General features: G+C 73.1%; 19 protein-coding genes. 7 read left to right on the top strand and 12 right to left on the bottom strand.

Annotated features, from left to right (window positions below):
- Positions 1–81: 81 nt before the first annotated feature.
- Positions 82–405: a hypothetical protein gene (locus VEW93_01000; protein HYI60361.1), complete on the top strand. Its 324-nt coding sequence runs from the start codon at positions 82–84 to the stop codon at positions 403–405.
- 274 nt (positions 406–679) lie between these two features.
- Here VEW93_01000 and VEW93_00995 read toward each other — a convergent pair whose 3' ends face one another.
- Together VEW93_00995 and VEW93_00990 are read right to left on the bottom strand one after the other, a co-directional pair.
- Positions 680–2,224: a sulfatase-like hydrolase/transferase gene (locus tag VEW93_00995; GenBank protein HYI60360.1), complete on the bottom strand. Its 1,545-nt coding sequence runs from the start codon at positions 2,222–2,224 to the stop codon at positions 680–682.
- Positions 2,224–2,619 (bottom strand): SRPBCC family protein, encoded by a 396-nt coding sequence (locus VEW93_00990; GenBank protein HYI60359.1) that lies wholly within the window; start codon positions 2,617–2,619, stop codon positions 2,224–2,226. Before VEW93_00990 ends, VEW93_00995 begins: the two co-directional genes overlap by 1 nt.
- A gap of 51 nt (positions 2,620–2,670) precedes the next feature.
- Between VEW93_00990 and VEW93_00985 the strand changes: the two genes are divergently transcribed.
- Positions 2,671–3,240 (top strand): DinB family protein, encoded by a 570-nt coding sequence (locus VEW93_00985; GenBank protein ID HYI60358.1) that lies wholly within the window; start codon positions 2,671–2,673, stop codon positions 3,238–3,240.
- An 11-nt stretch (positions 3,241–3,251) separates the two neighbouring features.
- On the opposite strand, the gene VEW93_00980 is transcribed toward VEW93_00985, so the two are convergent.
- Positions 3,252–3,932 (bottom strand): TetR/AcrR family transcriptional regulator, encoded by a 681-nt coding sequence (locus VEW93_00980; GenBank protein ID HYI60357.1) that lies wholly within the window; start codon positions 3,930–3,932, stop codon positions 3,252–3,254.
- A 65-nt stretch (positions 3,933–3,997) separates the two neighbouring features.
- Between VEW93_00980 and VEW93_00975 the strand changes: the two genes are divergently transcribed.
- Entirely contained in the window at positions 3,998–4,993 is a 996-nt protein-coding gene (locus VEW93_00975) for a diadenylate cyclase (protein HYI60356.1), read from the top strand.
- A gap of 39 nt (positions 4,994–5,032) precedes the next feature.
- On the opposite strand, the gene VEW93_00970 is transcribed toward VEW93_00975, so the two are convergent.
- Together VEW93_00970 and VEW93_00965 are read right to left on the bottom strand one after the other, a co-directional pair.
- Positions 5,033–5,548, bottom strand: coding sequence for a flavin reductase family protein (locus tag VEW93_00970; GenBank protein ID HYI60355.1), 516 nt, complete (start codon positions 5,546–5,548; stop codon positions 5,033–5,035).
- Entirely contained in the window at positions 5,545–6,285 is a 741-nt protein-coding gene (locus tag VEW93_00965) for a pyrimidine reductase family protein (protein ID HYI60354.1), read from the bottom strand. Before VEW93_00965 ends, VEW93_00970 begins: the two co-directional genes overlap by 4 nt.
- 242 nt (positions 6,286–6,527) lie before the next feature.
- On the opposite strand from VEW93_00965, the gene VEW93_00960 reads away from it, so the two are divergent.
- Positions 6,528–8,018, top strand: a complete 1,491-nt coding sequence (locus VEW93_00960) for a hypothetical protein (protein ID HYI60353.1) — start codon at positions 6,528–6,530, stop codon at positions 8,016–8,018.
- A 10-nt stretch (positions 8,019–8,028) separates the two neighbouring features.
- Here the strand turns inward: VEW93_00960 and VEW93_00955 are convergent, their stop codons facing one another.
- Entirely contained in the window at positions 8,029–8,919 is an 891-nt protein-coding gene (locus tag VEW93_00955; protein ID HYI60352.1) for a metal-dependent hydrolase, read from the bottom strand.
- A gap of 105 nt (positions 8,920–9,024) precedes the next feature.
- Between VEW93_00955 and VEW93_00950 the strand changes: the two genes are divergently transcribed.
- A complete protein-coding gene (locus tag VEW93_00950) occupies positions 9,025–10,059 on the top strand; it encodes a DUF2804 domain-containing protein (protein ID HYI60351.1) in 1,035 nt (344 codons plus the stop codon).
- 70 nt (positions 10,060–10,129) lie between these two features.
- Here VEW93_00950 and VEW93_00945 read toward each other — a convergent pair whose 3' ends face one another.
- Entirely contained in the window at positions 10,130–11,536 is a 1,407-nt protein-coding gene (locus VEW93_00945) for an NADH:flavin oxidoreductase (protein ID HYI60350.1), read from the bottom strand.
- Entirely contained in the window at positions 11,533–12,486 is a 954-nt protein-coding gene (locus tag VEW93_00940; protein HYI60349.1) for a dihydrodipicolinate synthase family protein, read from the bottom strand. Before VEW93_00940 ends, VEW93_00945 begins: the two co-directional genes overlap by 4 nt.
- Positions 12,487–13,170: 684 nt before the next feature.
- Here VEW93_00940 and VEW93_00935 point away from each other — a divergent pair.
- The gene (locus tag VEW93_00935; protein ID HYI60348.1) at positions 13,171–15,141 is read left to right on the top strand and encodes a DUF4214 domain-containing protein; all 1,971 of its coding nucleotides are present in this window, start codon (positions 13,171–13,173) and stop codon (positions 15,139–15,141) included.
- A 17-nt stretch (positions 15,142–15,158) separates the two neighbouring features.
- Here VEW93_00935 and VEW93_00930 read toward each other — a convergent pair whose 3' ends face one another.
- Entirely contained in the window at positions 15,159–15,989 is an 831-nt protein-coding gene (locus VEW93_00930; GenBank protein HYI60347.1) for a thioesterase family protein, read from the bottom strand.
- Positions 15,990–16,090: 101 nt separating this feature from the next.
- On the opposite strand from VEW93_00930, the gene VEW93_00925 reads away from it, so the two are divergent.
- Complete coding sequence (locus tag VEW93_00925) at positions 16,091–16,804, top strand: nitroreductase family protein (GenBank protein HYI60346.1); 714 nt, start codon at positions 16,091–16,093, stop codon at positions 16,802–16,804.
- A gap of 33 nt (positions 16,805–16,837) precedes the next feature.
- On the opposite strand, the gene VEW93_00920 is transcribed toward VEW93_00925, so the two are convergent.
- From VEW93_00920 to VEW93_00910, 3 genes are all read right to left on the bottom strand, one after another.
- Positions 16,838–17,593: an ABC transporter permease gene (locus tag VEW93_00920; protein ID HYI60345.1), complete on the bottom strand. Its 756-nt coding sequence runs from the start codon at positions 17,591–17,593 to the stop codon at positions 16,838–16,840.
- Positions 17,590–18,390, bottom strand: a complete 801-nt coding sequence (locus VEW93_00915; GenBank protein ID HYI60344.1) for an ATP-binding cassette domain-containing protein — start codon at positions 18,388–18,390, stop codon at positions 17,590–17,592. Before VEW93_00915 ends, VEW93_00920 begins: the two co-directional genes overlap by 4 nt.
- A 365-nt stretch (positions 18,391–18,755) precedes the next feature.
- Positions 18,756–20,120 carry a fibronectin type III domain-containing protein gene (locus VEW93_00910; GenBank protein ID HYI60343.1) on the bottom strand — a complete coding sequence of 455 codons (1,365 nt, stop codon included), beginning with the start codon at positions 20,118–20,120 and terminating at the stop codon, positions 18,756–18,758.
- Between the last annotated feature and the right edge of the window lie 323 nt (positions 20,121–20,443).

Below are 20,443 nucleotides of genomic sequence, written 5' to 3'. Positions count from 1 at the left end.
GCGCCGCCCCCGCAGCGCACCGCCACCCGTCCGGGTAGTGTCGGCGCCAGCCATGCGATCCGGGGAGGGATTGAGATGGGGATGGATGAGACGGCACGGCGCGCCCGGGACGGCGCTCGGCGACGGGCCACCCGGGACGGCGACGTCCACGTGACCCGACACCTGGCCACCCTGGCCGACGAGCAGGCCGATCCGGCCGACCGGCGCCACGCCCTCGGGGGGCTGCGCCAGCGCAGCCTCCTGGTCCTCGGCTTCCGGGCTCACCGGCCGGCCTTCACAGATGCCCTGCGGGTGGCGGCGGGCGCCGCCGACGAGCACCTGCGGGCCGCGGCCCTGGCCGCCCTGGTGGACGAGGGGGGCGCCGGGCCGGCGGCCGCCGCCGCCCTCAGCCCGGCTCGATCGTGACCCGGGTGAGGGTGGTGAAGGAAGCGCTCCAGGCACTCCAGCGTGATCGGATCGATGCGCTCCACCCAGGCCACGGCCTCGTCGCCGGTCGTGTGGCGCAGCAGGTACACCTGGCCGGGGTCGCGCAGGACGACCATGGTGGCCACCATCGCCTCCCGGGACGTGGCCACCAGCCGCTCCCCCGGCTGCAGGCCCAGGGCTGCCCCGCCGTGGGGGGCCTGGAGCTGGACCGGGCCCCCGTCCTCGGCCGGCCACGGGCTGGGCCACAGCCCCGTCACACGGGGGCCTCGACCGTCGCCAAGGGCGTGCGCATGGGGGGTTGGTGGTCGTGCAGGTCGGCCAGCAGGTCGTCCCGCAGGGCGGCCCGGGCCGGGTCGTCCCACAGGTTGGCCCGCTGGAGCGGGTCCTCGCCCAGGTCGTAGAGCTCGCCCTCGGTGCCGTCGTGGGCGTGGCCGGGGCCGTAGGTGGTGCACACCCACCCGTCGCGGGTGATGGTGCGGAGGTGGACGTCGATGCCGAACAGCTCGCTGTCCCACTCGGTGAGCACCCGCTCGAAGCCCCGGGCCTCGGCATCGGCGTCGTCGGTGGGCAGGGGCCGGCCCTCCATCCAGCCGGGCACGTCCAGGCCGGCGATGGCGCAGAACGTGGGGGCCAGGTCGACCAGGCCCACGGGCCGGGTCACGGTGGCCGGCGCCGCCCCGGTCGAGGGGGCGGGCCGCCACACCAGGGGGAGCCGCATCAGGCCGTCGACGTGGTACGGGCCCTTGAACAGCAGGCCGAAGTCGCCCTGGAGCTCGCCGTGGTCGGTGGTGAACACCACGTCCACGTCGTCGGCCCAGCCGCGGGCGGCGACGGCGGCCAGGACCCGGCCCAGGGCCTCGTCGATCAGCTCGCACTCCACCGCGTTGCGGGCGTTGACCTCGCGCACCTGCTCCGCGGTGAGGGTGGCCGGCACCCAGTCCAGGGGGGCCTCGTAGTTGGACACCAGGCGCCCGTCGTACCAGGCCCGCCAGTGCCGGGGCTTGGCGTCGAGGACGCGGTCCCGCTCGGCCGGGTCGGCCAGGTAGCCGTCGGGCAGGGGCACGTCGCGCCAGTCGACCCGGCCCAGCTCGGAGGCCGGCGGGTCCCACGGGTGGTGGGGGTCGGGGAAGCTCATCCAGGCGAACCAGTCGTCGCCGGCGTCGAGGGAGTCGAGCCAGCCGATGGTGCGGTCGGCCACCCAGTCGGTGTGGTACCAGTCCCGGGGGATGGGGTTGTCGTGCACCTGGGGCGCCCCGGTGGCCCCGCCGCCGAGGGAGTTGACCTCCAGGGCGCGGTCCAGCACCGGGTAGAACATGTCGACCGCCTCGGGGTGCTCGGCGGCCAGCCAGCGGGCGTAGTGCAGGGGGCCCGCCGCCCCGTGGGTGGCCGACTCGAAGTGCTCGAAGCCCCGGTGGGGGTCGGGCAGGTCGACCTGGCCGTGGGCTGCGAAGCGGTTCTCCTCGAAGCGCCCGAAGGGGTCGAGGAAGGGCTGGAAGTGGGGCTTGCCGACCAGGGCGGTGCGGTAGCCGGCGGCCCGCAGCTCGGCGGCCACCGAGGGGGCGTCGACGGGCAGGGGCACGCCGTTCATCCACACGCCGTGGGTGCTGGGGTGCTGGCCGGTGAGCATGGTGGAGCGCGACGGCATGCACACCACCGACTGGGGGTGGGCCCGCTCGTAGCGCACCCCGTGGGCGGCCAGCGCGTCGACCACCGGGGTGCGGGCCACGGTGCCGCCGTTGCAGCCCAGGGCGTCGTAGCGCTGCTGGTCGGTGGTGACGAAGAGGATCTTTCGGCCCATCAGGGAGGTCCTTCCATCTGGCGCTTGAGCTCGTCGAGGGCGCCCTTCGACCCGCCTCCGATGACCAGGGCCATGGTGCGGGGGTCGGCCTCGGTGGCGTAGACGGCCAGGCAGGTGCCGTCGCCCAGGTCGATGACGTCGATGGTGCCCCGGTGATGGGCGATGACCGGCATGTCCAGCCGGTATTGGAACCGTCGGTGCACGTCGTCGCGCACCAGGATCTCCTCGGGCATGTCGAACCCGGCGCCGGTGGTGATGGTGCGGTGGGTGCCCTCGACGGTGCAGGCCACGATGCCGGGGAACCACTCGTGGAGGCGGGCGGGATCGCCGGCCAGGACCCACACGTCGGCGGCGGGCCGGGCGATGCGGATCTCGTGGCGGACGCTCCCCAGCATCGGCCCAGGGTAACAGTTGACAGTCATAGTGTCACTACTTAGGCTCGGGCCATGTCCGACGCTCTCGTGCTCGACTCCCTGCAGCGGCGCATGCGGGCCCTGCACTCGCTCTACGAGCAGGCCGTCGAGACCATGGACCTCGACCACGTGAACCACTTCGAGCGCGACGGCGTCCTGCCCATCGCCTTCTCGCTGTTCCACATCACCAACATGATCGACGCCTCGTTCATGCTCATGACCGGCACCCCGCCCATCTGGGACCAGGGGTGGCACGACCGGGTCCGGCCGGCCATCGACGACCACGGCAAGCACCGCACCGTGGACGAGATGGTCCACCAGCGCATCGGCGACTACGAGGCCTTCAAGGCCTACATGCGGGCCGTGTTCGCCCGCACCGAGGCCTGGCTCGACCAGCTCGACCCGGCCGAGCTGACCCGGGTGGTGGTGCCCCGGCCCTTCCCGCCCCAGGTGGCCAGCACCTACAGCGCCCGGGTGGCCGGCCCCGAGGGCATCACCCTCCTCGACGCGGCCGAGTGCTGGATCTACCAGCACGGCCTCCGGCACATGGGCGAGATCGAGCTGGCCCGCGGCCTGGTCGGCCTCGGGGGCATGACCAGCTAAGCGACGACCAGCTAGCCCGGCACCCCGGGCTCGCCGGGCCGGGCGGCGAACAGCCGGCTCAGGGCCCGGATCAGCACGTCCCGCGACTGGCTCACGGTCATGTCCCGGTGCCGGCGCAGGTGGTCGAGGCCCTCGTAGCCGCACAGGACGTCCACCGCGGCCAGCAGGGCCCGGCGCTCGGCCGGGTCGCAGGCATCCAGCTCACCGGCGAAGGCCGTCTCGACCTGGGCCCGCATCCGCTCCCGGTTGCGCTCCAGCTGGGCGGCGATCAGCTCGTTGACCGGGGCCCGCACGATGACGGCCCGGGCCACCGGGGCCACCGCCTCCCACAACCGCAGGCGGGTCGCCACCAGGCGCTCGATGCGGTCGTCGACCGAGCCGACGGCGGCGTCGGGCAGGGCGAACAGCGGCTCCACCAGCTCCATGTGCCGCGAGATGGCCGCCCGGGACAGGGCCTCGGTGTCCTCGAAGTAGCGGAACACCGACCGGGGCGACACACCGGACCGCTCGGCCACGTCGACGGCGGCGGGCAGGAGCATGCCCTCGCCGAACAGCTCGATCACGGCGTCGAGGACGGCGTCCCGGTTGCGGTCGCGCCGTGCCGTCCGGCCGTCGACGGCCGGCGGGTGGCGCCCGGCCTCCGGGTCGGTGTCGGGTCCCGGTGCGCTGTCAGCTTCGGCGTCGTCGCCCACGCCCCGATGCTGCCCGCTGGCCCGGCCCGGCGCGCGATCGTCCGGCCCCTCCGTAGCCTGCGGCCATGGGCGCTCCCCTCCCCCCCTCCCCCCGCCGCCTGGCCCGCCTGGTCGACGAACTGGCCGAGGTCGGCCTGGACCTGGGGGGCACCGAGCCCTGGCACGGTCTCGCCCTCCGGGAGCTGGACTACGCTCTGCGACCCAAGATCCACGAGCGGCGGGTCCCCAGCTTCGGCGCCTTCGTCGCTCCCACCACCGATCCCGCCGGCTGGGAGGCGGCCACCGACCTGGCCATCGAGCGCCGGCCGACCGGTGAGCGCTCCACCGACGTGGCCCGGCGCTACGCCGACGGCATGTCGAGCTGGCTCATCCGCCGCCCGGGCGGCGACGACGAGTGGGCGGTGTTCGACCGGCCCGCCGGATCCGAGCGCGACCTGGTGGTCCTGGTCGATGCGCTGGGCGCGGTGGCCGTGCAGCGCCACCCGGCCGGCATCGTGCGGGTGGTGGGGCCCTTCGGCGTGCACCGCTGGGACGGCATCGGCTGGCACCACGAGCCGCTCGTGGCCACCTGGGTGGACGCCGTGGCCGCCGGAGGGGCCCAGGGCGACCGCGAGGTGCTGGAGACGCTGCTGGCCTTCGCCGTGCACGACCTCGGCGCCCGCAACATCGGGGCCACGCTCCTCTACCGGGCCGACGACGGCCCGGGTGACGACGGCCTCCCCGCCGGGGTGGAGGGCCGCCTGGCCGCGCCCCCGCCGTTGCAGGTCCGCCGCCCGGCCGACCTGGCCCCCCTGCGCCACGCCCTGGCCCAGGTCGACGGGGCGGCCGTGTTCGACCGGTCCGGGACCCTGCGCCAGATCGGTGTGCGCCTGGTGCCCAGCGCCGAGGCCGAGGGCGGCGTCGACGGCTACCGGGGCATGCGCCACACCGCCGGCCGGCGCTACAGCTACGACGACCCCCGGGCCACGGTGGTGGTGGTCAGCGAGGACGGGCCCGTCACCGTCCTCCGGGCCGGCGAGCTGATCGGCCACTCGGCTGCTCCGCCGCCCGACGACGACTGAGAGCGGTCCGTCCCGCCACCGGCCGCCGGGTGGTGTCCGTCAGGGCCGCTGGCGCTCGGTGGCGGCGTGGCCGGGCTCCAGGCCGACCACGTCGGCCAGGGACAGCTGGCCGCCCAACCCCTCGTGGGTGACGGCCACCGGGTCGAGCACCACGCAGACGTGGTCGGCGCCGGCGTCGAGGAGGGCCGTCCGGCGCCCCACGATCCGGTTGGGGCAGGCGTCGAGTAGGGGCACGCCGCCCTCGCCCCCGGACCACGCCCAGCCGGCGAAGGTGTCGACCTCGTCACCGGTCTCGCCGCCGAAGTGGGCGGCGGCCGCAGTGTCGTCCCGGCCGAGGAAGTGGACGGCGAAGACCTCGCTCAGCATCCCGACCCGGTACGTGCGGTTGGCCTTGGACAGCCAGACCGCGTACCGGCGGGGCTCCATGCCGCACTGCCCGTGGAAGCCGACCAGGCACCCGGCCCGCACGCCGTCGGCCGCGGTGGTCACCACGACCAGGGGCGAGACCAACTCGCCGACCAGGGCGTCGAAGGCGACGTGGACCTCGTCGGTCACCGGCCGTCCAGGTGGTAGCGGAGGAACAGGTGGCCGCCCACCTCGCGGGCCTCCACCAGGTGAACCTCCGGCGCGGGCCGGCGCCCGGGGGGCCAGACGGCGACGGGGAGGGCGTCACCGCCCAGCACCGGAGCCAGGGTCAGGCACAGCTCGTCGAGCAGGCCCTCGGCCACCAGCTCGCCCAGGAGCATGGGGCCGCCCTCGGTCAGGACCACCGACGCGCCGGCGTCGCCCAGCTCGGCCAGGACGGCGGCCAGGTCGACGGTGTCCTCGCCGGCCACCAGCACCTCGGCGTGGGCCTCGGCCTCGGCCCGCAGCTCGACCGGCGCCGACCACGACGTGACGACCAGGGGGCGGGGGCCGTCGTCGGAGGTGAAGGCGGGACCGTCCCAGTCGAGGACCAGCGAGCGCGACACCACGGCCAGCCGGGGCACCTCGGTCCGGCCGGCGTCGAGCCGGGCCTTGCGCTGCTCGTCGGTGAGGCGCAGGGGCCCGTACCGCTCGGCCCGGACGGTGGCCGCCCCCACCAGCACCACGTCGGCCTGGGCCCGCAGGTGCACGAACAGGGCCCGGTCGACCTCGCCGGACAGCCCGCGGACCCGCCCGTCGATGGCCGCGCTGCCGTCCAGCCCGGCGACCATGTTGGCCATGACCCAGGGCCGCCCCGGGGGCGCCGGCCGCTCCCCCTGGTACGAGGCCAGCAGCCCGTCGACGTCGTCGCTCTCCACTCGTCCCACGACGCCCCTCACTAGCCCAACCCCGGACCCTCAACCCGCCCTCTCACCCACAGAGGACGCGATGAGCCAGCCGGTGACAGCTGTTCACGGACCGGATCGGCCCGCCCCCGCAGGGCGACGACGGATGGACCAGTCAGGTCGAGAGCGCGGACTTTGGCGTCTCAGGGCTGGCCGGAGGCGGTCCGAGAACCGGACCGTACCCCCCAGTACTGTCACGGGCCGACGAGGGGAAGGACCTTCCGATGAGCGAGGAGACCTGGCACGCGGCGCGCTTGATCCCCACGTCGGGCATCAACGGTGCCGACGAGCAGGAGCGAAGGGCGACCTCGGCCCTCCTGGCCGTCATGAGCTCTGTCCGAGAGTTCGGCTTGGCCCTGACCAAGCGGTTCGGGGCGCTGTCCGGCACCATCGACACGTTCATCGAGGTCCCGTTCGACCTGGGCGAGCGGAAGGTGTTCCCCGACGGCCTGGTCCGCGTCCGGCGAGGCACGTACGAATGGACCGCGCTGGTCGAAGTGAAGACCGTCACGAACGCGCTGATCAAAGCCCAACTGGAGGACTACCTCGACGTGGCCCGGACAGAAGGGTTCGATGCGCTGATCACGGTCTCGAACGAGCTCGCACCTCTACCTGGCCTCCACCCGACGGCGGTCGATCGTCGCAAGCTCAAGAAGGTCCAACTGCACCACATCTCGTGGACGGAGGTCACGACGGCGGCCGTGATGCAGAAGGTCCACCGCGGTGTTGCCGATCCCGACCAGGCGTGGATCCTTGGTGAGTTGATCCGCTACCTGGAGCACCCTCGCTCCGGGGCCATGGGCTTCGACGACATGGGCGACGATTGGGTCACGGTCCGCAACGCCGTCGACGCGGGCACCCTCCGCCCCACCGACAAGGGAGCTCCCCGGGTCGCCTCCCGGTGGGACCAACTCATCCGCTTCGCCTGCCTCGTTCACGGTCAGCGGCTGGGCGTCGAGGTCCAACCCGCGTTGCCGCGACGCGAAGCAGCAGATCCGACGGTCGCCAACCAGGTTCTCGTGGAGAACCTGACCCGGAACGGCCTCCTCCAACGGGACATCCGCATCCCCGGTGGTGTGGCGCCCCTGACCCTCGCTGCCGACCTGCGAGCCCAGCGAGTGATGTGCTCCCTCACCATCGACGCGCCGAAGGAGGGCCGGCCGCTGACCCGCATCAACTGGCTGCTGAGGCAGTTGAAGGAGGCCCCTGACACCCTTCGAATCGACACCTTCGTCTTCAACGGACGCGCCGTGGCCACCTCGGAGCTCCTACGGGACGTCCGCTCCGACCCGTCGATCCTCATCGGGGACCCGAAGCGGGAGTTGCGCGCCTTCAGGCTCGTTCAGGCCGCGCCCATGGGAACGAAGCGGGGCGAGGGCCGGGGATCGTTCATCGGCTCAGTGCTGGGTGTACTGGACGACTTCTACTCGTCCACCGTCGAGCGCCTCCGACCCTGGGCTCCGTCCGCACCGCGTAGCCGCCCCGTACCCGGCGCGGTCGAGCAGGAGGCGGTTGAGCAGGACGTGCCCCGCAGCTTGGTATCGACGGCGGCATCGTCCCAGGACGGCCCCGGAGCCGGAAGAACTGCTGCCCGTCCGGAGCCACCCCCCGCGCCCTCAATCAGCCCTGAGGAGCATCCCGCCCCTGCGAGCTCACCGGTGATCCGTCCGTGGGGCGGCAACGAGGATCGGCTCTCCGAGGCACCGACGCCGTAGCGCCTCCTGGTCAGGAGGCGAGGTGGTCGGTGAGGGTGCCGTGCTCGCCGAAGAGGCGGTCGCGCCACTCCTCGAGGAGGGCGGTGGCGTCGTGGTCGTCGGGGTGGAAGTCGGGGCGGTTGTAGTCCCGGATGCGGGCCCGGACGTCCTTGGTCAGCCACGGGGAGGTGCGGATCTTCTTGAGGCTCTGCCCCAGGCGGCGCAGGTCGCGTGACGCCGGATCCTTGGCCAGCGACAGCAGGGTGAACACCACGGCGGTGCCGAGGAAGCCGACGGTCACCGCGTTCATGACCCGGGCCCGCAACTTCGGGTCGCCGCAGACGGCCTGGTACACGTCGAAGGCCACCGCCTTGTGCTCGCTCTCCTCGATGGCGTGCCACATGAGGAGGCCCCTCACCTCGTCCTCGGTGAAGGTGGCCTGAGCCGCGGGGTCGCCCAGCAGCACCTCGGCCAGGGTGGCGGTGTAGTGCTCCAGGGCGGCGGTGACGGCCAGGTTCACCCGGGCCGGGGCGACCTTCTCGCTGAGCTTCAGGCGGACTGCGGTGGTGCGGTCGACCAGGCGGGTGATGTAGCCCATCCGGGCCAGGCGGTCGTTGAACTCCCGGTGCTCCCGGCCGTGGATGGCCTCCTGGCCGATGAAGCCGGCCACCTGCTTCTTCAGCACCGGGTCGGTGATCTCGTCGCGGTAGTGGCGGACGCTGCGCACGAAGAAGTCCTCCCCCTCGGGGAAGAGGGCGGAGAGCACCGAGACGATGTGGCTCATCACCAGGTCGCCGTCGTCCATGAAGTGCCGGGGCATGTCCTCGTCGCCGGGGTAGTCGAAGGAGATGCGGCGGACCTTCAGGGCCGGGGTCTCCCGGGCCTCGGGGGCGGTGGGGTCCAGGGTGGCGGCAGCGCTCATGCGGGGGATCCTCTCGTCGGGACCGTCGGGACGGCCGGACTTCGGTATTACCGACGGTAACATCGCTCAACCCCAGAGCCCACAGGGCATCGGTCACACTGGGGCGTGGCCACCGCCGAGCACGAGATCACCGCTCCGGTCGACCTGTGCCTCCCCGACGGCCGGCGCCTGGCCCCCGCCGCCCGGGGCTGGTCCCGCCGCCCCCTCCACACCGCCAACCTGCGGGGCCGGCGGTTCCGGACCAAGCGGTGGGACTACTGGGCCGTGCTCGGAGACGACCTGGCCCTGGCCGTCACCTACGGCCACGTGGGCTACCTGGGCGTGGCCACCGTCTGGTGGGTCGACCTGCGCACCGGCACCGAGGGCGGGCGCGACGTCCCCGCTCCCCTGGGCCGAGGCCTGCGCCTGCCCGAGCGGCCCGGCGCCGAACCGCTGCGGTTCCGCAGCCGCCCCCTCGACCTCGACCTGACCGACGACGAGGACGGCACCCGCCTCGTGGCCCGGTGGGACGAGGCCGACGGCCGGCCCGGCACCCTGGACGTGCACGTGGACCAGCCCCCGGGCCACGAGTCGCTGAACGTGGTCATCCCCTGGACCGAGACCCTCTTCCAGTACACGTCGAAGCACCAGGCCCGGCCGGCCCGGGGGACGCTGCGGGTGGGCGACGTGGTCCACCACCTCGGCGACGACGACGGCCCGGCGTGGGGCGTGCTGGACGTGGGCCGGGGCCGCTGGCCCTACCGCACCCGCTGGAACTGGGGTGGCGGGGCCGGGCCGGCCACCGACGGCGCCACCGTGGTCGGCCTGCAGTTCGGTGGGCGGTGGACCGAGGGCACCGGCGCCACCGAGAACGGTGTGCTGGTCGACGGTCGGCTGACCAAGATCGGCCAGGAGCTGGAGTGGTCCTACCACTGGGACCGGCCCCTGCGGCCGTGGCGGGTCCGCCACCCCGACGGCTCCCTGGACGTCACCCTCACCCCCCGCCACGACCGCCACACCAAGGTCCAGGCCGTGGTGCTGGCCACCGAGGTCCACCAGGTGTTCGGCACGTGGGCCGGCCACGTCACCACGGAGGACGGCACGGTGGTGCGGGTCGACGGCATCGGTGGCTTCGCCGAGGAGTCCCGCTCCCGCTGGTGACCTCCCCCGATACCGGGCACGAAAGAGCCGGGATGTCGGGCTGATCCGTGCCCGGCATGCGGTCAGAGCATCAGCGCAGGCGGGCCTTGGCCTCCTTCTTGGCCCGGGTCAGCTCCACCCGCTGGGGGTGGTCCTTGTAGAAGGGGTCGATGGGGAAGCACCCCGAGACCAGCCCGTTCCGGGGGGCGGTGGTGCAGTCGCTGAAGGTGCGGCACAGCAGCGGCCGCTGCAGGGGCCGGCCGGCCAGGACGTCGGCCGGCAGGTCCGGGTACGAGAGGACCATGCGGCCCAACCCGACCAGGTCGGCCCCGCCGCCGGCCACCACGGCCTGGGCCACCTGGGGCACCCACTCCTGCAGGTAGCTGTAGCCGCCGCCCACGACGGTGAGGCCCGGGTGGCGGGCGGCCACCTCGGCGGTGGCGGCCAGCTGGCGGGCCACCCCCACCAGCGGGTCCTCGGGGGGCTGGTAGCCGTCGGAGGGCGGGAAGTAGGCCGGGCGCTGCACGTGGGGCACGTAGTAGGGGCTGCCGGCGGTGGCGCTGACCAGGCCGATGCCCAGCTCCCCGACCACGTCCAGCAGGGCGTGGGTCTCGGTGAGGTCGATGCCGAGGCCGGTGCCGTCGCCCCCGAAGGCGTGGCGGTACGGGCCGGAGCCGTCGGGCACCCCCACGCCGCCCTCCCCCGCCGTGTAGGGCCGCAGGTCGAACAGTGACAGGCGCACGGCCACGGCCAGGCTCGGGGCCCGGTCCCGGATGCCGGCCACCACGGTGCGCAGGAACCGGGTGCGCCCGGCCAGGTCGCCGCCGTAGCGGCCCGGGCGGTCGTGGGCGGTGAGGAGCTCGTGCAGGAGGTAGCCGTGGCAGTGCTTCACGTCCACGAAGGCGAAGCCGGCCTGGTGGGCCAACACCGCGGCCTCGACGTAGGTGGCCGCCAGCTCGTCCAGCTCGTCGTCGCTCAGGACCGAGGCCCCGGTGGCCCCGCTGCGGGGATCGAGGGCGGGGTGGGCGTACGCGGTGCGGGGGACGAGGGGCCCGTCGGGCCGGCACCAGCGCCCGGAGTGGGTGAGCTGGACGCCGGCCACCTGGGCCGGGTCGAGCACGTCTCGCAGGGCGGCGATGTCGTCGACGGTGGTCTCGTCCAGCACCAGCTGGTGGGGGTTGGCCCGGCCGTCGGCGCGCACCGCGGTGGCTTCGCCCCACACCAGCCCGCAGCCGCTGGAGGCGAAGCGGCCCCAGCGCCGGCGCACCAGGTCGGTGGCGCGCCCGTCGGGCCCCCCGTCCCAGCCCTCCATGGGCAGCACCGCGAACCGGTTGGGGATGGTGAGCGTGCCGGCCGACCCGTCGTGCACCTCGACCGGCGTGGCCAGCACCCCGGCCGGGTCGACCTCGGCCGCCACCGGGATCTCCACCCCCAGCGCCTCGAGGTGGGCCCGAAGGGCGTCGAGGGTGGCGAGCTTCTTGACCTGGGTGATCCTCACCCCCACGCCTCCAGGCGCTCCAGGATGTCGGCCAGCACGGCCCGATCGGCCTCGGGGCGGCGGGGCACGCCCGGCGGGGTGGCGTCGCTGGCGGCCCAGCCCCGCAGCACGAAGGCCATGGCCGCGTCGTGGCGGTAGCCGGGCACCGGGGCCCGGAACGTGAAGTGGCCCAGGTACTGGAGCAGGTCGTTGAGCTCGTGGAAGGCGGGGTCGCCGGCGGCCCACAGGCGGTCGCGGGCGGCGAAGGCCTCGGGGGCGAAGGTGGACAGGCCGAGCAGGTAGTCCGAGCCGTACACCACCATGTCGATGGCCAGGTCGTTGCCGGTGAGCACCTGGAACTCGGGGCGCACCTCGTCCCGCACGGCCAGGCGGTCCCACTCCAGCTGGCGGCTGAGGGAGGAGTGCTTGGCCCCGATGCACTGGGGGATCTCGACCATGCCCCGGTAGGCGTCGAGGGAGGGGATCCGCCCGTAGGGCACGAACATGGACCCCAGCTCGAAGCCGATGAAGCGGTCGAGGCGGGCCCCGATGGCGGCCAGGGCGGCCACCCAGCCCTCGTCGTCGAGGGCGTTGAGGCCGTGCGAGGGGAACACGACGGGGGTGGCGCCCCGGGCCGCCACCGCCTCGGCGGCGGACACGTAGGCGTCGAGGGCGAAGGGGTCGCCGGGCTGGTCGGCCACGTAGGCGCCGGCCACGAACCGGCCGCTGGTGACGGCGGCGGCCAGGTCGAGCACCCGCTCCTGGTCGGTGCCGCTCAGGAGCTGCACGTAGCCGGTGTCCATGTTCACCGCCGGCACCAGTCCGGCGGCCGCCGTCCGGGCGATGTGGGCCTCGGTGGCCGCCCAGTCGATGGCGCCGGCCGCGGTGTGGGGCACCAGGACGGCGGACATGCCGGTGATCTCTCGCCCGGGCCGGACCCGCAGGTGGACATCGGCCGGCGCAGCGGTCACCCCCCTGTCGTAGCACGGCAGGGCCGAGCGCCGCCGCAACGCTTTGACGTCAAAGGAGGGCGACACCCGGACACCTCGCGTGGGTCTCGGCACCGAGGCCCCCGGGCTGCCCACCGAGGACCGGATCGGCCTGTCCGATCGAGAGGACATCTGAACGTCAAACTTTTGGCAGCAACGGTCCGACCAGGGATAAAGTCGGAAAAGAACAGTCTGAAGTAGTGACTTCACACAGCCTGCAGGAGTACCTTCGCCTCCTGGGTCGCACTCGGGTGGCGGCCGGCGAAGGACCAGGTGAGGACAATGGGTCGACGTACCCGCAGGGCCCTCGGGGCCTGCGCCGTCGCGGGCGGGATCACCATCACGTCGCTGAGCGTCGGAGCCGCGGCCCCGGCCAGCCCGGCCACCCCGGCCGCCGATCCGGCGGCCCGGGCGGGGCTCGACGCCGGCACCGACACCGTCGTCCCGACCGCGGCCGAGGACCTCGTCGCCTCCCCGCCCTCACGCCCACGGGCCGGCGCGGGACCCAGCAACGCCACCCTGGACCAGACGGCGGCGCAGGAGGCACAGAAGACCGTGGTGGTGGAAGTCCACCACGACGGGGATCGGGCCGCGGCTGAGGGCGCCGTCGCGGCTCACGGGGGGCGGCTCCACGGGCCGGCAGGCGACCATGCGGTCGAGGCGACGATGCTGGCGGGTGCCGTCGCCGCCGTGGAGGCCGCCCCCCACGTCACCTACGTGACCACGCCCACCCGGGTGGCGCCCACCGCCGAGGAACGGGCCCAGGGCACGCCCGGAGCCGAGGTGGCCATCACCAACGCGGAGGAGTGGCACGCCGCCGGCATCGACGGGGCCGGCACCAAGGTCGGCATCATCGACACCTTCGACGGCGCCACGTGGTTGGCGGCCGCCGGCGCCGGAGACCTGGGGGGCGGGCCGGCGGGCGCGTTCTGCCGGTGGGCCGGGGCGCCGTGCGACATCTGGGGGGCGCGCTCCGAGCACGGGGTGGCGGTGGCCGAGGTCGTGCACGAGATGGCCCCCGGCGCCCAGATCTACATCGCCGACGCCCTCACCACCGCCGACTTCCAGGCCGCCGTCGACTGGTTCCACAGCCAGGGCGTGCAGATCATCACCCGGTCCCAGACGGCGGAGTACGACGGGCCCGGCGACGGCACCGGCGGGGTGGCCGACGTGATCGACGACGCCGTGGCCAAGGGCATGGTGTACGTCAACTCGGCCGGCAACAACGGCGGCACCCCCACCCGCAGCGGCTCGTACTGGCGGGGCCCGTGGACCGACACCGACAACGACGGCTGGCTCGACTTCGCCCCCGGCGACGAGCTGCTGGCCACCACCTGCTGGTACTTCAACGGCCTGCGGTGGGACGACTGGGCCGGCAACGCCACCGACTACGACGTCGTGCTCTACGACATGACGGTGACCCCGCCGGTGCCCATCAGCCAGAGCATCGACGACCAGCGCTCCGGCGCCCCGCCCATCGAACGGCTCAACACCATGCCGTGCCGGGTGCGGCGGGCGGTGGGCGTGGCCGTGTACCGGTACCACGCCGGCAACGGCACCACCGGCGACGTGATGGAGCTGATGGTGAACGGGGCCGGCCTGGAGCGGTGGTCCAACCCCCACGCGGCGGCGGCCCCCATGGCCGACTCGGCCAACCCGGGCACCCTGTCCGTGGGAGCCATCGACCCGCCCGGGGGCACGGCCATCGCCTCCTACAGCTCGCAGGGCCCCACCAACGACGGGCGGGTCAAGCCGGACCTGGCCGCCCCGGCCTGCGTGGCCACCACGTCCTACGGCGAGCAGTGCTTCAACGGGACCAGCGCGTCCACACCGGCGGCGGCCGGGGCCCTGGCCCTGGCCCTCGACGCCGGGATGGCGTCCACCCCGGCCGGCCTGGCCGGCTACCTCCGCACCGCCACCCAGGACCGGGGCGCGGCCGGCACCGACAACGTCTACGGCCGAGGCATGCTCCGGCTCCCGGTGGGGAGCGCGGCCCCGTTCACCAGCCTGGGCCGGCTGATCGACCGGCAGTACCTCGACCTGATCGGGCGGGCGCCCACCGCGTCGGAGCGGGCCACCTGGAACCAGCGCCTCCTGCTGGGCACCCGCACCCGGGCCGACCTGGTGGCCTCCCTGCGGTCGTCGAACGAGAACCGGGCCAACGTCGACCCGGTGACCCGCCTGTACCGGGCCGCGTTCCTGCGCGTCCCCGACGCCACCGGCCTCCAGTACTGGATCGAGCGCAAGCGCGCCGGCGCCTCCCTGTCCCGGATCAGCGGGATGTTCGCGGCGTCGGCCGAGTTCGCCCGGCGCTACGGCGCCCTCAGCGACGCCGAGCTGGTGGACCTCCTCTATCGCAACGTCCTGGGCCGGCCGGCCGACGACCCCGGGCTGGCCTTCTGGACCGGGGAGCTCCGCTCGGGGCGGCGCAGCCGGGGCCGGGTCATGGTCGGGTTCTCGGAGTCGGCCGAGTACGCGGCCACCCAGGCCAAGGTGGTCAACGTCTCGGTGATCGTGATCCAGATGCTGGGCCGGGCGCCCAGCGCCGCCGAGCTGACGACCCTGCTGGCCGGCCCGTCCACCTCGACGGTGCTGGCCGAGTACGCCTTCACCCGCCCCGAGTACGCGGCCAGCTAGCGCCGCCCGCGCCGCCCTCAGGTGCGCATGCGCCGGTAGAGGCACTGGCCGCCGCCGGAGGCCATGAGGCGCCGCTCGGCGCTCCACACCCGGGCCGTCCAGCCGAACAGCCCCCCGGTGGAGACGGGGGCGGTGCCGTCGCACAGCAGCCACTCCTCGCCGCAGGTCGGGCGGTGGAAGGCCACGTTGAGGTCGAGGGTGGGGGCCATCCACGGCTCCTGCTTCCAGGCGTGGGGCCGGTGGGCCGAGGGCCAGCTGGGCAGGTCGACCAGGATCACCGAGCGGGCGGCATCGACCCACTCGTCGTCCCAGGTGGAGGTGGGGAGGAACTTGAGCCACTCCTGCCAGGCCGCGCGCCGGGGCCCGGGCGGCGGCCAGTCGGGCTCGAAGGCGATGGGCTTGGCGTCGAAGTTGGCCCAGAAGGGGAAGGGCGGCTCGGCGTCGGGGGGGATCAGGTCCACGATGCTCTTCAGCTCGTCGGGACCGGGCAGGTCGGGCGGGACGGTCTCGTCGTGCTCCAGGCCCTCGCCGTCGGCCGTGCTCCACACCATGGCGTCGAGGATGGGCCGGCCCTCCTGGGTGATGTCGACCCGGTGGGAGCAGGCGGCCCGCCCCTCCTTGCGGACCTCGACCACGATGTCGACCGGGGCGAAGCGGGCCACCCCCAGGTAGTGGCAGGAGAAGGCCGCCGGGTGGGCGTGGGGCGTGCGGGCCCCCACGGCCCGGAGGGCCAGGGCGGCCACGTACCCGCCCATGGGCCCCCAGATCTCCCAGTCCTGGGAGACGGTGGCCGTGAACCGGCCGTCGCCCAGGTGCTCCACCGCCGTCTGCTCCGCGAGGTCGCCCATGCCGGCAGCCTGGCCGGGCCGGTCGGCCCGGGCAACCGACTTCGACGCCGACGATCGACCGGCAAGCGGTGGCCGGGGGGCCCGGTCCCTACGCTCGGGCCATGACCACCGTGGGGGACGAGACGTTCGTGGCGCCCGAGCCGGCCGAGGCCCTGGCCCGGCTGTCGATGCCGCTGGCCGAGGCCATGCGCACCCAGCGAGCGGTGCGCCGGCTGCACCCCGACCCGGTCTCGATGGACGTGCTGCTCCCGCTGCTGGAGCTGTCGCTGAAGGCACCCACCAGCTCCGACACGCAGGACTGGTCGTACCTGGTGGTGCAGGACCGGGAGCAGAAGGCCCGCATCGGCCGGCTCTACGGGAAGCTCTACCGACTGTTCAACCCGATCGTGGAGCGCCAGGCCCGGGGGGACGAGCAGGCGTTGCGACGCATGCGGCCGGGCCAGTGGCAGGCCGAGCACTTCGACGAGCTGCCGGTGCTGGTCATCCCCTGCTACCGCCGGGGCCTGAAGCACAAGCCGGTGGGCCGGCCCCAGATCTCGGTCTCGTCGTTCTACGGCTCGGTCTACCCGGCGGTGCAGAACCTGCTGCTGTCATGCCGGGCCGTGGGGCTGGGGGCATCGCTCCAGACCCTGCCCATCTGGTACGTGCCGGCCGCCCGCCGCATCCTGGGCCTGCCCCGCAGCGTGACCCCGGTGTGCGTCATCCCCATCGGCTGGGCCAAGGGTCGCTACGGCCCCACCACCCGCCGCCCCATCGGCGAGGTCGTCCACCTCGACCACCACGGCCACCGGCCGTTCCGCGCCTCCGGCGACTGAGGCCGTCGAAGCCGGACCCGGGGGCGGGCCCGCTCAGTCGTAGTGGTTGATGGCCCGGACGTTCAGGGTGATGGCCAGCACCATGCCCACCACCAGGACCACCGCGCACCGGGCCAGGGTGTCCCCTTCGATGCCCTCCAGGATCAGCGACCGGGCCGCCTCCATGATGTAGGTCACCGGGTTGCAGGAGGCGGCGATCTCCATGGGCCGGGTGAGCTGGTCACGAGGCACGAAGTTCGGGGTCAGGAACAGCAGCGGGAAGAAGATGAAGCTGGCCGAGTTGGTGGCCGCCGCGCTGCGGCTCTTCATGGCCACCAGCTGCATGAAGCCGGCGAACACCGTGGCCCAGACGGACATGACGGCCACCAGGATCAGGAACCCGAGCGGGCCACTCTCGATGCGGACGCCGAACAGCAGGCCGACGATCACGATCACCGTGGTGACCAGGACGTTCTTCAGCGCCTCGGACAGCAACCGGCCGAGCACGATGGCGTGGCGGGGGATCGGGGTGGCCCGCAGCTTGTCGAAGTAGCCCCCCTCGATCTCCTCCACCAGGAACAGGGCGGCGGTGCCGAAGGAGGCCGCCGTCAGCAGGGCGGTGGGCAGCGAGAAGGCGGCGTAGCTCTGGCCCTCCAGGAACGGCGTGCCCTCCCGGGGGAAGATCTTGCCGGCCTGGCCGATGTTCACCACGAAGAAGAACAGCGGGATGAAGAACACCGGCATCAGCGACTCGAGGGAGCGGAACCCCTCCACGATGGCCCGACGGGTGAGGACGAGGGTCTCGGTCATCCCTTGACCTCCTGGACGTCGCCGGCCTGTCGTTCCCGGGTCCGCCCGGTGGCGTCGAGGAACACGTCGTCGAGGGTGGGATCGCGGTCGAGCCCGGCCCGGGCCCGAAGGTCGGCCTTGAGCTCGGCCGGCGAGCCCTCGCGCACGATGACCCCGTCATCGATGATGGCCAGCCGGCCGCAGAGCTGGTCGGCCTCCTCCAGGTACTGGGTGGTTAGGAAGACCGTGGTGCCCTGGGCGTTGATGCTGCGGACCTCGTCCCAGATGACCAGCCGGCTGGCCGGGTCGAGGCCGGTGGTGGGCTCGTCCAGGAACAGCACCTCGGGCCGGTGGACCAGCGCCGAAGCCAGGTCGAGGCGGCGCTTCATGCCCCCGGAGTAGCTCTTCAGCGGACGGTCGGCGGCGTCGACCAGCTCGACCAGCTCCAGCAGGCTCTGGGCCCGCTCGGTGGCGTCGGCCCGGCTCAGCGCGAACAGGCGGCCCTGCAGGACGAGGAGCTCGCGGCCGCTCTGGCGCTCGTCCAGGCCGGCCTCCTGGAGGGCGACTCCAATCTTGGTGCGGACCCCCGACGGGTCGGCGGCCACGTCGACGCCGGCCACCGTGGCCCGGCCCGAGGTGATCGACAGCAGGGTGGTGAGCATGCGCACGGTGGTGGACTTGCCGGCCCCGTTGGGCCCCAGGAACCCGAAGATCTCACCGGGCTCGACCCGCAGGTCGACGCCCCGCACGGCTTCGAGGTCGCCGTCCTTGGTCTTGTAGCGCTTGGTCAACCCACTGGCTTCGATGGTCGCCGTCACGCAGTCTCCTCAGCTCGACGTCCGGATCCGCAGCCCCCACCCGTGGAGCGGTCGGCGAGCGTACCCGCCAACGGTGAGGCCGGTGCCCCGCACCTCCAGCACCTCCGACGCGATCCGCACCTCGTCCTCGAGGGCGGCTCGGTCGTCCAGGTGCCCGCCCGGTGAGGGTGTCGCTGCCCCGCAGCCCCTCCACGGTGCCCTCGAACACCACCTCACCGCCCTCTGTGCCGGTGCGGCTGGAAAACTCACGCCCAGCCGGGCCCCCGGGGCTGACCGAGTGGGTCAGCCCCGGCGGACGGGTCGGGAGTCAGTCGGAAGGGGATCGAATCAGTCCATTGCTGCATCTGGTTCGGGGTCCGGCTGCTTCAACAGGACGACGGGCCTAGCGGCCCGACACAGCGCAGGCCTGTTGCGCTGATCTTGGCCCAGTCGTTGTGGTCATGGAGGGGGACCACCGCTTCGGGCACCCCGAGGTACCCGAAGTTGTCGATGAGGTTGATCCTGTCGTCGTCGTTGATGTCGACCTCGACGGAGGTCTCGTAGATGCCGTCGCGATCCCAGTCGATGGGGTCACCGGTCGTACCTGCATCAGGCCCGTCGCAGATGCCGATGGTCTCGTCCAGGTCGGACTCATCCAGCGGGGCGTTGGAGCCATCGGAGTAGTCGAGGACACCGTCGTCCGAGCCGTCACCGTCGCAGTCGGTGTCGACCCCTTCGGCGTAGGCGTCGTTCATGATCGAGTTGTAGTTCGGAAGGTCGTTGACCGGGCGAGAGCCGCCGCCCTGACTGAAGACGCCACCGTGGATGAGATCAAGGTTGTGGCCCAACTCGTGCAAGAGGCTGCGGGCAACAACGTGTGGGACAGGGTTGCAGGCCCCGCTGATGGTGAGATCGTCTCCACCGTTCTCAGCCATCGAGGTTCCGAGGCCGACCATGATCGCGTAGTGGAACACGCCGAGGCGGGCCGGGACGAGGTGCTCGGCTTTCCACTCGTTGAACTCCTCGCGTGGCCCATCGACGTGGCTGCCGTCGTGGGTGATGGCGTTCCCACCGGTGAAGACACCACCCTGGCCGTAGTCCACGATGAGCTTGACACCGCCGACACCATCAGGGTTGGTGACAGGACCCCCGGCGAACACGGCGGCAAGCTCGGACACGACCGCCGCAGTGGGCCGATTGCCAGCCGCGCAGGTCGGCGTGGAAGTCCAGTCCGCCTCGACCAGGAGATCCTTGTGCGTCGGCCGAGCGCCCATGGCCCAGAGGTTGACGCCACCGGTGCCCAGGGCCTCTTCCCCGTCGGTGATGCCATCGGTGTCGGTGTCGGGGTTGTTGGGGTTGGTGCCGGTGTCCCCGGCGCCGGAGTAGGAGCCGTCGTTGGTCTCCACCCCGTTCGGCAACCCGTCGCTGTCGGCGTCGACCGCGGTGTGGCACCACAGGTTGGGGCCGGCGCCGCCGTGGCTGCTGGTGGTGATGGTGGTCTTGCGGTTGCCCTTCGTCCCCGGGAGGGGCCCGCTCCAATGCATCTGGGCATCGCGGGCCGTGACCACGATCGTGTAACCGGTGCTGGGCGAGAGGCCGGAGATGTAGCAGTCCTTCACCGACGCCGGGACCAGCGCCACACCGGTGCCGGTGGGGGTCCCGAGGTTGATCTGATAGGCGGTGGCCGGATCGCCGCCGGTGGTGGCATCCCAAGAGATGCGCACCAACGGGCCGACCACGGTGGCATCCACCGTGGTCCCGGGGTGCCAGTACGGCGCGTTCTCCGGGGGCGGGTCACACGCCGCCGCCGTCACCACCAACACCAACGCCGCAACCACCCCAGCGAGGGGCCGTCGGCGAGGCCGAGAACGAACAGGGAGCAAAGGTCTGAACACGAGAGTCTCTTTCTGCTCAATGGATGAGGAGGAGAGCAACCGCCGCCGTTCCGCCGGGGTGCCCACCGTTCGGCGGTCAGCCACATCCGCGCCCTGTGCGGCGACATGGCCAAACCGCCAGATGCCATGTCACCTCACCCCTCCCCGACGCCACCACCGATGCTGGTGCCGGTCATGCC

Source organism: Acidimicrobiales bacterium (assembly GCA_035630295.1).
Lineage (GTDB): Bacteria > Actinomycetota > Acidimicrobiia > Acidimicrobiales > Iamiaceae > Iamia.
This window is presented reverse-complemented; position numbering and strand designations above follow the sequence as displayed.

Bases quoted from the DNA above. Each gene is read 5' to 3' on its own strand.
- VEW93_01000 (HYI60361.1), top strand. From the start codon at position 82: ATGGATGAGACGGCACGGCGCGCCCGGGACGGCGCTCGGCGACGGGCC.
- VEW93_00995 (HYI60360.1), bottom strand. From the start codon at position 2,224: ATGGGCCGAAAGATCCTCTTCGTCACCACCGACCAGCAGCGCTACGAC.
- VEW93_00990 (HYI60359.1), bottom strand. From the start codon at position 2,619: ATGCTGGGGAGCGTCCGCCACGAGATCCGCATCGCCCGGCCCGCCGCC.
- VEW93_00985 (HYI60358.1), top strand. From the start codon at position 2,671: ATGTCCGACGCTCTCGTGCTCGACTCCCTGCAGCGGCGCATGCGGGCC.
- VEW93_00975 (HYI60356.1), top strand. From the start codon at position 3,998: ATGGGCGCTCCCCTCCCCCCCTCCCCCCGCCGCCTGGCCCGCCTGGTC.
- VEW93_00960 (HYI60353.1), top strand. From the start codon at position 6,528: ATGAGCGAGGAGACCTGGCACGCGGCGCGCTTGATCCCCACGTCGGGC.
- VEW93_00955 (HYI60352.1), bottom strand. From the start codon at position 8,919: ATGAGCGCTGCCGCCACCCTGGACCCCACCGCCCCCGAGGCCCGGGAG.
- VEW93_00935 (HYI60348.1), top strand. From the start codon at position 13,171: ATGCTGGCGGGTGCCGTCGCCGCCGTGGAGGCCGCCCCCCACGTCACC.
- VEW93_00930 (HYI60347.1), bottom strand. From the start codon at position 15,989: ATGGGCGACCTCGCGGAGCAGACGGCGGTGGAGCACCTGGGCGACGGC.
- VEW93_00925 (HYI60346.1), top strand. From the start codon at position 16,091: ATGACCACCGTGGGGGACGAGACGTTCGTGGCGCCCGAGCCGGCCGAG.
- VEW93_00920 (HYI60345.1), bottom strand. From the start codon at position 17,593: ATGACCGAGACCCTCGTCCTCACCCGTCGGGCCATCGTGGAGGGGTTC.